The sequence below is a fragment of the Streptomyces sp. OZ13 genome, from assembly GCF_052068155.1.
GTDB lineage: Bacteria > Actinomycetota > Actinomycetes > Streptomycetales > Streptomycetaceae > Streptomyces.
In genome coordinates this window covers 13815-27150 of the sequence record NZ_JBQHCZ010000004.1, presented here as the reverse complement: position 1 = coordinate 27150, position 13336 = coordinate 13815, and the positions used below count along the sequence as shown (strand labels likewise).

The following is a 13336-nucleotide window of genomic DNA, read 5'->3' as shown; positions in this document are numbered from 1 at the left end:
CGTGGCGCGTACTCTCCCTAGCCGTGGCTGACCGCATCGAGGCGGTCGAATTGCGAATTCACGGAGTTTGGGCGCGTGCCGAGACTCCGGAAGGTTTCGCATTTCGCATGTCCAATTTCAGCACTGATCACGCCGTCATGCCCGAGAACGACGAGATTGTCGAGACGGTTGTCGCGGAGGCCGCAGAGGCCCCCGAGGAGCCGCAGACCACGTTCGCGGAGCTCGGCCTCCCCGAGGGCGTCGTACGCAAGCTCGCCCAGAACGGCGTGACCACGCCCTTCCCGATCCAGGCCGCGACCATCCCGGACGCCCTGGCCGGCAAGGACATCCTCGGCCGTGGCCGCACCGGCTCCGGCAAGACCCTCTCCTTCGGTCTGCCGACCCTGGCCACGCTGGCCGGCGGCCACACCGAGAAGAAGAAGCCCCGCGCGATCATCCTCACCCCGACCCGTGAGCTCGCGATGCAGGTCGCGGACGCGCTGCAGCCCTACGGCGACGTGCTCGGCCTCAAGATGAAGGTCGTCTGCGGCGGTACCTCCATGGGCAACCAGATCTACGCCCTCGAGCGCGGTGTCGACGTCCTCGTCGCCACCCCGGGCCGCCTGCGCGACATCATCAACCGCGGCGCCTGCTCCCTGGAGAACGTCCAGGTCGCCGTCCTCGACGAGGCCGACCAGATGTCCGACCTGGGCTTCCTGCCCGAGGTCACCGAGCTGCTCGACCAGATCCCGGCCGGCGGTCAGCGCATGCTCTTCTCCGCCACCATGGAGAACGAGATCAGCACGCTGGTCAAGCGCTACCTGACCGACCCGGTCACGCACGAGGTCGACAGCGCCCAGGGCAACGTCACGACCATGAGCCACCACGTGCTCGTCGTGAAGCCCAAGGACAAGGCGCCGGTCACGGCCGCCATCGCCGCCCGCAAGGGCCGCACGATCATCTTCGTCCGCACCCAGCTCGGCGCCGACCGCATCGCGGAGCAGCTGCGCGAGTCGGGCGTGAAGGCGGACGCGCTGCACGGCGGCATGACCCAGGGCGCCCGTACCCGCACGCTGGCCGACTTCAAGGAGGGCTACGTCAACGCGCTCGTCGCGACCGACGTCGCCGCCCGCGGCATCCACGTCGACGGCATCGACCTGGTCCTGAACGTGGACCCGGCCGGTGACCACAAGGACTACCTACACCGTTCCGGCCGTACGGCCCGGGCCGGCAAGTCCGGTGTCGTCGTCTCGCTGTCGCTGCCGCACCAGCGCCGCCAGATCTTCCGGCTGATGGAGGACGCGGGCGTCGACGCCTCGCGTCACATCGTCGGCGGAGCGGGCGCGTTCGACCCGGAGGTCGCCGAGATCACCGGCGCCCGCTCGCTGACCGAGGTCCAGGCCGACTCGGCGAACAACGCCGCCAAGCAGGCCGAGCGCGAGGTCGTCGAACTGACCCGCCAGCTCGAGCGCGTCCAGCGCCGTGCGACCGAGCTGCGCGAGGAGGCCGACCGTCTGGTCGCCCGCGCCGCCCGTGAGCGCGGGGAGGACCCGGAGGCCGCCGTCGCCGAGGTGACCGAGGCCGCGGTGGCCGAGATCGCCGCGGTGCCGGAGCAGGCCGAGCCGGTGCGCGACCGTGACGAGCGTCCCTCGTCCGACCGTCGTGACGAGCGTGGCAACTTCCGTCGTGACGACCGCGGCGGTGACCGTGGTGGCTTCCGCCGTGACGACCGCGGCGGTGACCGTGGTGGCTTCCGCCGCGACGACCGCCGTGACGACCGTGGTGGCCGTTCCTTCGAGCGTCGTGACGACCGCGGTGGCGACCGTGGCGGCTTCCGCCGCGACGACCGCAGTGGTGACCGTGGTGGCTTCCGCCGCGACGACCGCCGTGACGACCGTGGTGGCCGTTCCTTCGAGCGTCGTGACGACCGCGGTGGCGACCGTGGCGGCTTCCGCCGCGACGACGACCGTGGTGGCCGTTCCTTCGAGCGCCGTGACGGTGACCGTGGTGGCTTCCGCCGTGACGACCGCAGTGGTGACCGTGGTGGCTTCCGCCGTGACGACCGCCCCGCCGGTCACCGTGGCAGCGACCGTCCGTTCAACCGTGACCGCCGCGACGACCGCCCCTCGAGCGGCTTCCGTCCCGGTGCCGGCGACCGCCCGTACGGCCGCCGTGACGACCACCGCGGTGGCGCCGGTTCGAGCTCCGGCTCCTTCGGGGGCGGCCGCCGCGACGACAAGCCGCGCTGGAAGCGCAACGGCTGACCTCGTGTGAGGACCGATTGAGCAGGGCCCGTACGGCACTTCGGTGCGGTACGGGCCCTGCTTCTTCGTGTACGGCGCCGCTTCTCGTGCGGGTGCGTGCCTGTCCCGGTGCCCGGGAAGGCGCCTGCGAGCGGGTCGCGCCCGAACGTGTTCACGCTCCTTCGCCGGCGACTCGTGCGGGGGAGCGGAGATACCCGATCGGCTCCGGGGATCTCTCCCGCTATGCTCAGGGGTGTTGTGTCGAGGGCCGTTAGCTCAATTGGCAGAGCAGCGGACTTTTAATCCGTTGGTTGTGGGTTCGAGTCCCACACGGCCTACCACTCAGCCCCAGGTCAGGAAGGTTCTGGCCTGGGGCTGATCTTGTCTCCGGCCGGCCTCGGCGGTGATCCGGCCCCACCGGCCGGCCCGGACGCCGGTACCCCGGGAACCCGCGCACACTGGAGACAGGAGGTGCACCCATGGCACTCGAAGACGACTGCGACCACACGACCGGGATCCAGCACGACATCACCAGGACGGGAGACGAGGAGCTCGGGGCGAAGCGGTACCTCTGCGGCAAGTGCGGGCACGAGTACACGGTTCCGCGGCAGGACACCGCGAACGAGGACCCCGGCGGTCAGTCGCTGAAATAGCGGCGCACCCCTGAGGACGCTCGGTCGCGTCGCCGGCAGCAGAGGAAGACCTGTTCCTCGGGCGGCACGTCGCTGATCGCCGGTGCGTAGGTGTACGAGGACTCCTCGAGGATCTCGAAGTCCTGCTCGACGACCTTGTGCAGCTCCTCACGGAGGTAGCCGGACACCCGGATGCTCTTTCCGAGGAACGGGATCGCGCGGTTGTCCATGTCCGCCTCCACCATCGAGATCACGAACAGGCCGCCGGGAGCCAGCAGGTGGTGGACGGTGCGCAGGGCCTCGGGGATCTCCTCGCGGGGGAGCATGAGCAGGGAGAAGAAGGCCGTGACCGCGTCGAAGCGGCCCAGGTCCGCGGGGCCGCCCGGCCGGAGGTCCGCGACGTCGAGTCGGTGGAACTCCCCTTCCGGCACGTTCGCCCGGGCGAGGCGCACCATCTCCTTCGACAGGTCGACACCCACCACCTCGAATCCGGCGTCCGCCAGCCGCCGCGCGGTCGGCACTCCGGTACCACAGCCCACATCCAGCACCCGTGCCCCGGGGGACAGCGCCTCGGCCAGCCATTCGCCGGCGGAGATCTGGCCCTCCTTGTGGGGGAAGGCATCGTCGTAGCTGTCGCCGATGGCGTCGAAGGCCTCAGCCTGGTCCCTGCGGTCGGGGCGTATGCCCTCGTAGTCGGCGTCGCTGATCCTGTTTGTCACGAAAGTACCTTTCGGAGGCCGCCTTGGGTGACCCATAATCGCGCCGTCGCCTTCCGGTGTCAGGCGGATGGCATCGGAGGCGCCCGGCTCGGCACTGTGCTGTGGTGCCGGGCTCCGGCGCCCTGCTTCGCGGCTCGGCGGCAGGCGGGCGGCACGCGAACCCAGGGTTGGCGCGGTGGGACGGACCCCAAATGCGACTCTCAGATGCGTGTTTGTTAGCTTCGCCTCGTGCGACTGACCAAGTTCACCGATCTGGCGCTCCGCGCCGTCATGCGCCTCGCGGTCTCCGAGCAGGGCGGGCCTCTGACCACCCGCGCGGTGGCGGAGGAGATGAACGTTCCTTACGCGCACATGGCCAAGGCGATCGCCCGGCTCCAGCGTCTCGGCGTCCTGGAGGCCCGGCGCGGACGGGGCGGAGGGCTCGAGCTGACCGCGCTCGGCCGGCGGGCCTCCGTCGGATGGCTGGTGCGGGAGCTGGAGGGGGAGGGTGAAGTGGTCGCCTGCGAGGGCGATGCGCCGTGCCCCCTGCGCGGGGCCTGCCGGCTGCGGCGGGCGCTGCGCGATGCGCAGGAGGCGTTCCACGCCGCCCTGGATCCGCTGACGGTGGCCGATCTGGTGGCTTCCCCGGCCGGGCCGGTCCTGGTCGGGCTCTCAGGTCGCCGCACCGGATGAAACCAAGCTGAAGCCGTGCCCTCAGGAGTTTCAGAACGACGGCTTCGAATACGCAGATGAAATACCAATTAAGGAGTAGTCGTGCTCTCCGAGCAGTCCGTCCCGGTCGTCCGGGCCACCCTCCCCGTCGTCGGAGCCGCCATCGGCGACATCACCCAGCTCTTCTATCGCAAGCTGTTCGACGACCGGCCCGAGCTGCTGCGGGACTTCTTCAACCGGGGCAACCAGGCCAACGGGGAGCAGCAGCAGGCGCTGGCCGGCTCGATAGCCGCCTTCGCGGGCATGCTGCTCGAGCGGTCCGACGAGCGGCCGGACGCGATGCTGGCGCGGATCGCCAACAAGCACGCCTCCTTGGGTGTCACCTCCGGCCAGTACAAGCTCGTGCACGAGCACCTGTTCGCGGCGATCGCGGAGGTGCTGGGTGACGCCGTCACCGCCGAGGTCGCCGCCGCCTGGGACGAGGTCTACTGGCTGATGGCGAACGCCTTGATCGCGGCGGAATCAGGTCTCTACAAGGAGGCCGGCGCCGCCGACGGTGAGGTGTGGCGCAGCATGGAGATCGTCGAGCGGCGCGAACAGACGCCTGACGTGGTCTCGTTCCTCCTTCGGCCGGCCGACGGATCTCCCGCCGGCGCCTTCAGGCCCGGGCAGTACGTCAGTGTCCAGGCCGAACTCCCTGACGGTGCCCGGCAGATACGCCAGTACAGCCTCTCCGCGGCCCCCGGTGGCTCGCAGTGGCGCATCACCGTCAAGCGGGCGCGGGGCGCGGCCGGTCCGCAGGGTGAGGTCTCCTCGTGGCTCCACGAGACCGCGCGGGCCGGGGATCTGCTGACCGTCTCCTTGCCCTTCGGCGATCTGGTGCTGGGCGAGGACGAGGGCCCGCTGCTGCTGGCGTCCGCCGGCATCGGCAGCACGCCGATGCTCGCCATGCTCGACCACCTCGCCGCCACCGGTTCCGACCGCCGGGTCATCGTCGTGCACGCCGACCGCAGCCCGGCGGACCACGCCCACCGCGAGGAGTTGCGCCGTCTCGTCGACGCCCACCCTTCGGCGTCCCTCCACCTCTGGTACGAGACCGGCGGCGACGCCGGTGCGGCGGCCGGGCAGGCCGACATCGGCGCACTGGACCTCCCCGAGGGGCTCACGGCCTATCTGTGCGGCCCGTTGCCGTTCATGCGCTCCGTACGGGATGAGCTGCTGCGCCGGGGCGTTCCCGCCGCGGCCGTGCACTACGAGGTTTTCGGGCCCGATCTCTGGCTCGGTCAGGAGTAGCCGACGACAATTTTCCGGCCTTCTCCCGGCGCTGCTCGTAATTGGTACGGATCTTGCTCTGCATGGCGTAAGGTTGTGTTCACCGACGCGGGGTGGAGCAGCTCGGTAGCTCGCTGGGCTCATAACCCAGAGGTCGCAGGTTCAAATCCTGTCCCCGCTACTGATGACACCGGCCCGGTGGTCGATCGAGAAGATCGACCACCGGGCCGGTGGCTTTTTCCGGCAGCGTTCCGATCGTCGCCCGGTCGGGCGACCGGAAGTCGCCCCGCGGCGCGTCGGCCTTCAGCCTGAGGGGGGCGCGGTACTGTCCGCAGCCGTCAGCGGACCCGGTAGGACCCGGCAGGAGACCACCTTTGGGCCAGGAGTGGCGAGATCAGGGCGGCGCCAGAAGAGCCCCGTGGTTCGTCCGCGTGTTGCCCATGGCGATGATCGTCGGCGGGGTGGTCTTCGACGTTCTGACCCCGCCCCGGTTCACCGCCGTACCTCTCTATGCGGCCGCCCCGCTCGTCGCGGCGCCTGTCCTGTCATGGATGGCGACCCTGCTGACCGGGATCGCCGCGGTTCTGGCGCTGAGCGTCCTCCATGCCGTCAACAGAAGCTTCTGGCAGATCACGGTCCTCACCGAGACGACCACGGTGGTCACCGTCGTCGCACTTGCGCTGTTCATCAACATCCTCGTGCGGCGCAGCGGTGAGCGGCTCGCCTCGGCCCGGGTGATCGCCGAGACCGCGCAGCGGGCCGTCCTGCCCGCGCCGGCCGACCGGATCGGCGGTCTGTACATCGCCGCCCGGTACGAGGCGGCGCAGGCGGGCGCGTTCATCGGCGGTGACCTCTTCGCGGTGCAGGACACCCCTCACGGCGTGCGCCTCCTCGTCGGCGATGTGCGGGGCAAAGGGCTGGGGGCGGTGGGGACCGTGGCCGTGCTCATCGGCGCCTTCCGCGAGGCCGCGGAGCAGGAGCACTCGCTGGAGGGCGTGGCGCAGCGGTTGGAGCGGGCGCTCAAGCGGGAAGGCACCAGGCGGGAGGGGCTGGACGCCGTGGAGGGGTTCACCACCGCCGTTCTGGGCGAGATCCCGCGCGGCCGGGCCCTGGTGCGCCTGGTGAACCGGGGGCATCCCGAGCCCTTGGTGCTGCACGCCGACGGCGCTCTGGACGTCCTCGGGCCGGCGCAGGCCGCGCTGCCGCTGGGGATGGGCGACCTGGCGGCGTGGCCGGACCGGGCGGACGAGTACCCGCTGCCCGACGGGGCGACGCTGCTGCTCTACACGGACGGGGTGACGGAGGCGCGGGACGCTCGCGGCGTCTTCTACGACCCGGTGGAACGGCTCGCGGGGCGTCTCTTCCCGGGGCCGGCGGAGCTGCTGGACGCGCTCGTCGACGACGTACGGCGGTACACCGGCGGCGGTTCGAGCGACGACATGGCGCTGCTGGCGGTCGGCAGGCCTGCGGAAGGGCAGCCGGAACGACGCAGGACGGTGCCGGTGGTTCCGCCGGAGCCGGACGGCCGCGGCAGGCCCGCGTGACATCACGGCCCTGATACGGGTGGTGCGCACGCTCCGTAGTCGAAGGGGAGCCGTCCGCATAACATTTGATACACCGTCAGAACTGTGACTGCCTCTGGCGTTTGATCAACTCGCCCGGTTCCGGCCGACTCTGTCCGGGTAAGTCCCGGGCGAAGTCGTTAATGATCACCCGGAACAGCTTGGAATCCGGCCCCGGCGTCTATTAACGTTCGATAACGCAGTGCGGTCGTCCCAGCCGTCGCAGAGGCGGCGCCGTGCGCACGTGCCGAATCCCGTAAGGGAACCGGGGAACCACTAATTGGGGTGAATCGGTCACCCTTTGCCGCTCTGTCCGCGGTCGAGGGCGCCCGTAGGAGACCTTCCTGCTCCGAACCCGTCAGCTAACCCGGTAGGCGAGAAGGAAGGAAAGGAGTACGCCTTCGTGGCGTCCAACATGCCTGCCCCCGAGGCCCGCTTCGCGTCCGAACGTTTCAGTACCGACGCCCCCGAGCGGACTTGGGAGGAGTGGAACCCCACAGAGGACTCCGTCCGCCCCGTGCGCGGCCGGCACCGTGTCATCAAGCAGCGCGGCGGAATCGCCCGCAGCTCCACGGTGCTCGGAGTCGGCGTCATCGCCGCGGTCGGCGCGGGTGGCATAGCCACCGCGCAGGACAAGCCGGCGGTCTCCATCTCCCTTCCCGATTCCATCGCGGACAAGCTTCCCGACGCGAAGTCGCTTCCCGGCGTGGGATCCCTGATCTCCGACTCGGACGACTCCGACGGCGATGTGCACGCCGCGCCGCTCACCGCCGCGACCACGGTCGCCGACAGCGGCGCCGGCCAGGCTCAGGCCGCCGGCTCCGGCGAGGCCCTGCGCGCCCGGATCCTCCAGCAGGCCGAGCAGCAGCAGGCAGAGGCCGACGCCGAGGCGAAGGCGGCCGCGGAGGCGCTTGCCGCCGAGCAGGCGGCGGCCGCAGCCGAGAAGCAGCAGAGCGCGGCCGAGGCCAAGGCCGCCGAGGAGAAGCGCAAGGCGGAGGAGGCCGCGCGTGCGGCGGCGGAGGCGGCGCGTCTCGCCGAGCTCGCCCGCAGCTTCTCCCTTCCGACCTCCTCCTACACGATCACCTCCACCTACGGTGAGTCCGGCGCGATGTGGTCCTCCGGCCAGCACACCGGCCTGGACTTCGCGGCACCGACCGGGACCCCGGTCAAGGCGGTGCACGGCGGCACGGTCAAGTCCGCAGGCTGGTCCGGTTCCTACGGCTACCGCATCGTCCTCGAACTCGAGGACGGCACCGAGGTCCTGTACGCCCACCTCTCCTCGATGACGGCGAGCGCGGGCCAGCAGGTGTCCACCGGCGAGACGATCGGGCGCGTCGGCGCGACCGGTAACGTCACCGGCCCGCACCTGCACCTCGAGGTGCACACCGCCGGCGGCGCGGGCATCGACCCGATGGCGTGGCTGCGCGGCAAGGGCCTCACGCTCTGATCCCTGCCCGGTACGGGTCGCGGTAAGTCCCGTACCGGGCACATCCATGTCTCCGGAGCCCTGGCGCACACCCCCCGACGCCAGGGCTGCCGGAATAGCCGGTACGGGCACGGCCGTTGATCACCGCATGACCTCTCTGCGCACCCTCGGTTCCTCCGGCCTGACCGTCTTCCCGCTCGCTCTCGGCGGCAACGTCTTCGGCTGGACGGCCGACGAGGCGCGGACCTTCGCGGTCCTCGACGCGTACACCGCCGCGGGCGGCAACTTCGTCGACACAGCCGACAGCTACTCCTCGTGGGCCCCCGGGAACGAGGGCGGCGAGTCGGAGACCCTCATCGGCAAGTGGCTCGCGGCCCGCGGCAACCGCTCCGAAGTCGTCGTCGCCACCAAGGTCGGCGCCCACCCCCGCCACAAGGGTCTCTCCGCCACCACGCTCAAGGCGGCTGCGGAGGAGTCGCTCACCCGGCTGGGCACCGACCACATCGACCTCTACTACACCCACTTCGACGACCCGTCCGTGCCCGTCGAGGAGATCATCACCGCCCTCGACCAGCTGGTGAAGGACGGCAAGGTGCGCGCGATCGCCGCCTCCAACATCAGCGCCGAACGGCTCCGGGCGTCCCTGGACTTCTCCGAGCGGGAGGGCCTCGCCCGCTATGTGGCGCTGCAGCCCCACTACAACCTGGTCTCACGCCGCACCTACGAGGGCGAACTCCAGGACACCGCCGCCCGCGCCGGCCTCGCCGCCGTCCCCTACTACGCGCTCGCGTCGGGCTTCCTCACCGGCAAGTACCGGCCCGGCACCACGGTGGACAGTGCCAGGGCCCAAGGAGCCTCCAAGCACCTCGAGTCGGAGCGAGGGCTGAAGGTCCTCGACGTGCTCGACAGGATCGCGCAGGCCCGTGGCGCGGAGATCGCGACCGTCGCACTGGCGTGGCTGGCCGCGCAGCCGACCGTGGCCGCGCCGATCGCGTCGGCCCGTACGGTCGAGCAGGTGCCGGCCCTGGTGGCGGCGGCGGACCTGGCCCTGACGGAGGGCGAGCTGGCCGAGCTGACCGCCGCGTCCGCCTGAGACCGCACCGGCGCGGGCTCAGTAGCGGTAGGGGTTGTAGCCGCTGTAGTCGCGGTGCGGCGGCGGCAGCGGCATCCGGGCCGTCGCCTGGGCGGCGTACGCCAGCGAAGGGCCCGCCACCTCCCTGCGCTGCCACAGATGGTGCAGCAGCTCCTGCTCGCGCTCCACGAAATCCGGGCCCGCAGCGCCCCGGTGGGCCCGGTGACGCAGGAAGGCGAGCGTCGTCGCGAACGCCTCGTACTCCGACACGGCGTGCCCGGCCGCCGGGCCGTACGCGCGCCGGGCGAAGTCCCGGGCCACGGTGCGGGCCCGCATCGACGACAGGGCGCGGGGCTCGGCCGCGGACATCCAGCCGGCCGCGGCGTACGCCGGAAGCTCCTCCGAGATCGTGCGCAGCTCACGCTGGCGGGTCCATATCGCCAGCCAGGTGAGCAGCGCGAACACCGGCACCATGAAAGCCCCGTACACGGCGTAGAAGCCCCACGGGCCGAGCATCGACGCCGAGCCGTTCCACAGGGCGTGCATCCCCATCGCGAGCGCCAGGCCCAGCAGCGGCAGCGCGATGCGCCGCAACCGCAGGTGCCGGCGCGCGCCGAGCGCGGCGAGACCGAAGCCGAGGCCGGTGAGCACGGTGAAGAGCGGATGCGCGAACGGCGACATCACGATGCGTACGAAGAACGTCGCGGCGGTCACGGAGGCGAAGCCGGAGGTGCCTATCGCCTGGTCCTCGTCGAAGGCGCTGCCCAGATAGAGGATGTTCTCCGTGAAGGCGAAGCCGGTGGCGGTGAAGCCGGCGACCACCACGCCGTCCACGATCCCGGTGAAGTCCCGTCTGCGGAAGACGAAGAGCAGCAGGATCGCGGCGGCCTTGGCGCTCTCCTCCACGACCGGCGCTATCACCGTCGCGCCGAGAGTGTCGGCCGAGGCCGGGTCGGCGGTCGCCGTCGCTATCCAGCGGGTCGCGAAGGTGTTCGCGACGATCGCGACCAGCGCGGCGGCGAATGCGCCCCAGGCGAAGGCGAAGAGAAGATTCCGCCACGGGCCGGGCTCCACCCGGTCGAGCCAGCGGAACGCCGCCAGCAGCAGCGGGACCGGCAGGGTCGCGAGACCGAGACCGACCAGGAAGCCGTGGGTGCCGGTCTGCTCGCGCACGAGCACCAGTATCACCAGAGCGCACAGGGCGAGCAGGGTGATCACCGCACCGGCGCGGAACGCCCGGCTGCGCCAGATCCTCGACGCCGCCCGCGGCCGGTAGCGCCGGCGCGCCGGCGCGGGCACTTCGGTCAGCAGCGCGTCGACATGCTCCTGCTCACGCGCGGGCAACACGGGGTGCGGGGGCACCGCCGGGCGCTGCGGGCGGTGCTCCGGTGGTTGCTGCGCGGAGTCGGACACCCGTCGACCCTAACCAGGAGCACCGACAAGCGGCGACGGCGCGTCGCCCGTCGCGGGCGTCACCGCACAGTTCAGGCCTGGGGCGTGACCCGGCGGAACAGCAGATCGCGGACCTTGTGGCCCTTGTCCAGGCCCTGGCCCTCGAAGCGGGTCAGCGGACGGAACGCGGGTCGCGGCGCGAAGCCGCCGTCCTCCTGGGTGTTCTCGAAATCCGGATGCGCCGACAGCACCTCGAGCATCTGCTCGGCGTACGGCTCCCAGTCGGTCGCGCAGTGCAGGATCGCGCCCGGAGCGAGCGGCCCGGCGGCGAGGGAGAGGAAGTCCGGCTGGATCAGCCGGCGCTTGTGGTGCCGCTTCTTCGGCCACGGGTCGGGGAAGTAGACCCGCATGCCGTGGAGCGAGCGGGGCGGCAGCATCTCCCGAAGCAGGATGATCGCGTCGCCGTTGGCAACCCGGATGTTGGACAGGCCGTTCCGTTCCGCGAGAGCGAGCAGGTTGCCCTGGCCGGGGGTGTGGACGTCGACGGCGAGGATCCCGGTCCCCGGGTCGTCGGCGGCCATCTGGGCGGTAGCCTCCCCCATGCCGAAGCCGATCTCCAGGACGACGGGAAGTCCGCCGAACATCTCCTCGAGGTCCAGCACCCGGTGCCCGTCGATGTCCAGGCCCCACAGCGGCCACAGCCGCTGCAACGCGTCCTCCTGCCCGGCGGTGACCCGGCTGCGCCGCGGCTGGAAGCTGCGAATACGACGCTCGTGGTGCGAACCGGCCGGGTCGGCGGCGGGTCCGCCCGGGAAGCGCGGCTCGCTCTTGGCGCGGATGAAGTGGCGCGGGGCCTCGGAGCTGGGGTCGGGATCACGGAACTCAGACACAGTGATGCCGATTCTACGAGGGCGCGATCGGGCGGTGCGCCGGCGTGGGCCGCCCCCGGTGAGCGGGAGCGGTCAGGTCACGGGGCGGCGCAGCCGCTTGAACGCTCCGCGCGAGGCGCGGCCGTCCGGTCCGGCCGCGTCACCGGACGGTGCGGGGACGCGAGGGCGACAGCGCGGTGAGCGCGCGACGGGCGACCTCGCGGCCGATCGGGAGCGACGCCGTCGCCGCCGGAGAGGGGGCGTTCAGGACGTGCACCGTCCGCGGGGCCTCCCGGATCAGGAAGTCGTCGGCGAGTGTCCCGTCGCGGAGCACCGCCTGCGCGCGCACGCCCGCCGGTGCCGGGCGCAGGTCGTCCTCCGTGACCGCCGGCAGCAGTCGCCGTACCGCCGCCGTGAACGCCCGCTTGGACACCGAGCGGCGCAGCTCCCCGGCCCCGTACCGCCAGTGCCGGCGGGCGATGTGCCAGGAGCCGGGCCAGCCGAGCGTGCCCGCCAGGTCCAGGGGCCGGACGGCCGACCAGCTGTAGCCCTCGCGTGCCAGAGCGGGGACGGCGTTCGGGCCGACGTGGACGCCGCCGTCGATGCCCCGGGTGAGGTGGACGCCGAGGAACGGGAACGCCGGGTCGGGCACCGGGTAGACCAACCCGCGGACGAGACCGGGGCGGGCCAGGTCGTAGTACTCCCCCCGGAACGGGACGATCCGCATCCCCGGGTCGTCGCCCGCGAGCCGGGCCACCCGGTCGCAGTGCAGCCCGGCGCAGTTGACCAGCACCCGGGCCCGTACGACCGTGCCCGAGCGTGTCCGGACCGCGACGCCCCACGGGCGGCGGTCGACGGCGGTGACCTCCTCGCCGTACCGCACGTCCGCGCCGGATGCCGTCGCGAGCTGTGCGGCCACCGACCCGTAGTCGCAGATGCCGGTCGTCGCCACATGGATCGCGGCGAGGCCGCGGACCTCCGGCTCGTACTCACTGATCTGCGCCGGACCGAGCTCGCGCACCGGAATGCCGTTCTCCCGGCCGCGCTGGACCAGGGCGTGGAGCCGTGGGAGCTCGTCCCTGTCCGTCGCCACGATCAGCTTGCCGGTGACCTCGTGACCGATGCCGTACTCCGCACAGAACTTGACCATCTCGGCGGCGCCGCGCACGGCGAACCGGGCCTTCAGCGACCCGGGCCGGTAGTAGATCCCGCTGTGGATCACACCGCTGTTGCGGCCCGTCTGGTGCCGGGCGGGGCCCTGTTCCTTCTCCAGGACCGTCACTCCCGTGCCGGGGGCCGAGCGCGAGAGCGCGTACGCCGTCGACAGGCCGACGATGCCGCCGCCGACCACCAGCACATCGCAGTCGAAGTCATGCCCGGACGCCCTCACCGCGTCACCTCCCACCCCGATAGTGCACTGGCCCGCTGACAACGCGCTCAAACCAGTCGACACGCGGGAGACACGCCCGACTTCCACGCGGGAACCGCCGCCGGCGTCCCCGGGGGTGCCGTCAGGGGC

11 protein-coding genes, 2 tRNA genes and 1 riboswitch are annotated in these 13336 nt (G+C 71.6%); of the genes, 9 read left to right on the top strand and 4 right to left on the bottom strand.

The annotated features are described in order from the left end of the window. Nucleotides 1–107 precede the first annotated feature (107 nt). From ACTMTU_RS10345 to ACTMTU_RS10335, 3 genes are all read left to right on the top strand, one after another. Nucleotides 108–2243 (top strand): DEAD/DEAH box helicase, encoded by a 2136-nt coding sequence (locus ACTMTU_RS10345; protein WP_441263197.1) that lies wholly within the window; start codon nucleotides 108–110, stop codon nucleotides 2241–2243. A gap of 244 nt (nucleotides 2244–2487) precedes the next feature. After that, nucleotides 2488–2563: transfer RNA gene (locus tag ACTMTU_RS10340), tRNA-Lys, on the top strand. Nucleotides 2564–2701: 138 nt separating this feature from the next. Next, a complete protein-coding gene (locus ACTMTU_RS10335; RefSeq protein ID WP_441263196.1) occupies nucleotides 2702–2875 on the top strand; it encodes a hypothetical protein in 174 nt (57 codons plus the stop codon). Here the strand turns inward: ACTMTU_RS10335 and ACTMTU_RS10330 are convergent. Next, complete coding sequence (locus ACTMTU_RS10330) at nucleotides 2860–3573, bottom strand: class I SAM-dependent methyltransferase (protein WP_441263195.1); 714 nt, start codon at nucleotides 3571–3573, stop codon at nucleotides 2860–2862. The genes ACTMTU_RS10335 and ACTMTU_RS10330 overlap by 16 nt on opposite strands. 228 nt (nucleotides 3574–3801) lie before the next feature. Between ACTMTU_RS10330 and ACTMTU_RS10325 the strand changes: the two genes are divergently transcribed. The 6 genes from ACTMTU_RS10325 (at nucleotide 3802) to ACTMTU_RS10300 (ending at nucleotide 9577) form a co-directional block, all read left to right on the top strand. Continuing rightward, on the top strand, nucleotides 3802–4245 hold the full coding sequence (locus ACTMTU_RS10325) for an RrF2 family transcriptional regulator (RefSeq protein ID WP_441263194.1): 444 nt from the start codon (nucleotides 3802–3804) through the stop codon (nucleotides 4243–4245). 81 nt (nucleotides 4246–4326) lie between these two features. Continuing rightward, entirely contained in the window at nucleotides 4327–5517 is a 1191-nt protein-coding gene (locus ACTMTU_RS10320; protein WP_441263193.1) for a globin domain-containing protein, read from the top strand. Nucleotides 5518–5603: 86 nt separating this feature from the next. Continuing rightward, nucleotides 5604–5677 (top strand) — tRNA-Met (locus tag ACTMTU_RS10315). A 259-nt stretch (nucleotides 5678–5936) separates the two neighbouring features. Continuing rightward, nucleotides 5937–7040: a PP2C family protein-serine/threonine phosphatase gene (locus ACTMTU_RS10310; RefSeq protein ID WP_441263192.1), complete on the top strand. Its 1104-nt coding sequence runs from the start codon at nucleotides 5937–5939 to the stop codon at nucleotides 7038–7040. 253 nt (nucleotides 7041–7293) lie between these two features. After that, nucleotides 7294–7450, top strand: a riboswitch (cyclic di-AMP (ydaO/yuaA leader). Between the two features lie 11 nt (nucleotides 7451–7461). Beyond that, nucleotides 7462–8505, top strand: coding sequence for a M23 family metallopeptidase (locus ACTMTU_RS10305; protein WP_441263191.1), 1044 nt, complete (start codon nucleotides 7462–7464; stop codon nucleotides 8503–8505). Nucleotides 8506–8632: 127 nt separating this feature from the next. Then, a complete protein-coding gene (locus ACTMTU_RS10300; RefSeq protein ID WP_441263190.1) occupies nucleotides 8633–9577 on the top strand; it encodes an aldo/keto reductase in 945 nt (314 codons plus the stop codon). Between the two features lie 18 nt (nucleotides 9578–9595). Here ACTMTU_RS10300 and ACTMTU_RS10295 read toward each other — a convergent pair whose 3' ends face one another. The 3 genes from ACTMTU_RS10295 to lhgO all read right to left on the bottom strand — a co-directional run bounded on the left by ACTMTU_RS10295 (nucleotide 9596) and on the right by lhgO (nucleotide 13207). Further along, nucleotides 9596–10969: a PrsW family intramembrane metalloprotease gene (locus ACTMTU_RS10295; RefSeq protein ID WP_441263189.1), complete on the bottom strand. Its 1374-nt coding sequence runs from the start codon at nucleotides 10967–10969 to the stop codon at nucleotides 9596–9598. A gap of 71 nt (nucleotides 10970–11040) precedes the next feature. Continuing rightward, nucleotides 11041–11838 carry a tRNA (guanosine(46)-N7)-methyltransferase TrmB gene (gene trmB, locus ACTMTU_RS10290; RefSeq protein WP_441263188.1) on the bottom strand — a complete coding sequence of 266 codons (798 nt, stop codon included), beginning with the start codon at nucleotides 11836–11838 and terminating at the stop codon, nucleotides 11041–11043. Between the two features lie 139 nt (nucleotides 11839–11977). Beyond that, nucleotides 11978–13207: an L-2-hydroxyglutarate oxidase gene (gene lhgO, locus ACTMTU_RS10285; protein ID WP_441263187.1), complete on the bottom strand. Its 1230-nt coding sequence runs from the start codon at nucleotides 13205–13207 to the stop codon at nucleotides 11978–11980. Between the last annotated feature and the right edge of the window lie 129 nt (nucleotides 13208–13336).

What these genes read in the sequence shown, in the direction of transcription:
- ACTMTU_RS10345 (WP_441263197.1), top strand. Translation starts at nt 108, where the DNA reads ATGTCCAATTTCAGCACTGATCACGCCGTCATGCCCGAGAACGACGAG.
- ACTMTU_RS10335 (WP_441263196.1), top strand. Translation starts at nt 2,702, where the DNA reads ATGGCACTCGAAGACGACTGCGACCACACGACCGGGATCCAGCACGAC.
- ACTMTU_RS10300 (WP_441263190.1), top strand. Translation starts at nt 8,633, where the DNA reads ATGACCTCTCTGCGCACCCTCGGTTCCTCCGGCCTGACCGTCTTCCCG.
- ACTMTU_RS10310 (WP_441263192.1), top strand. Translation starts at nt 5,937, where the DNA reads ATGGCGATGATCGTCGGCGGGGTGGTCTTCGACGTTCTGACCCCGCCC.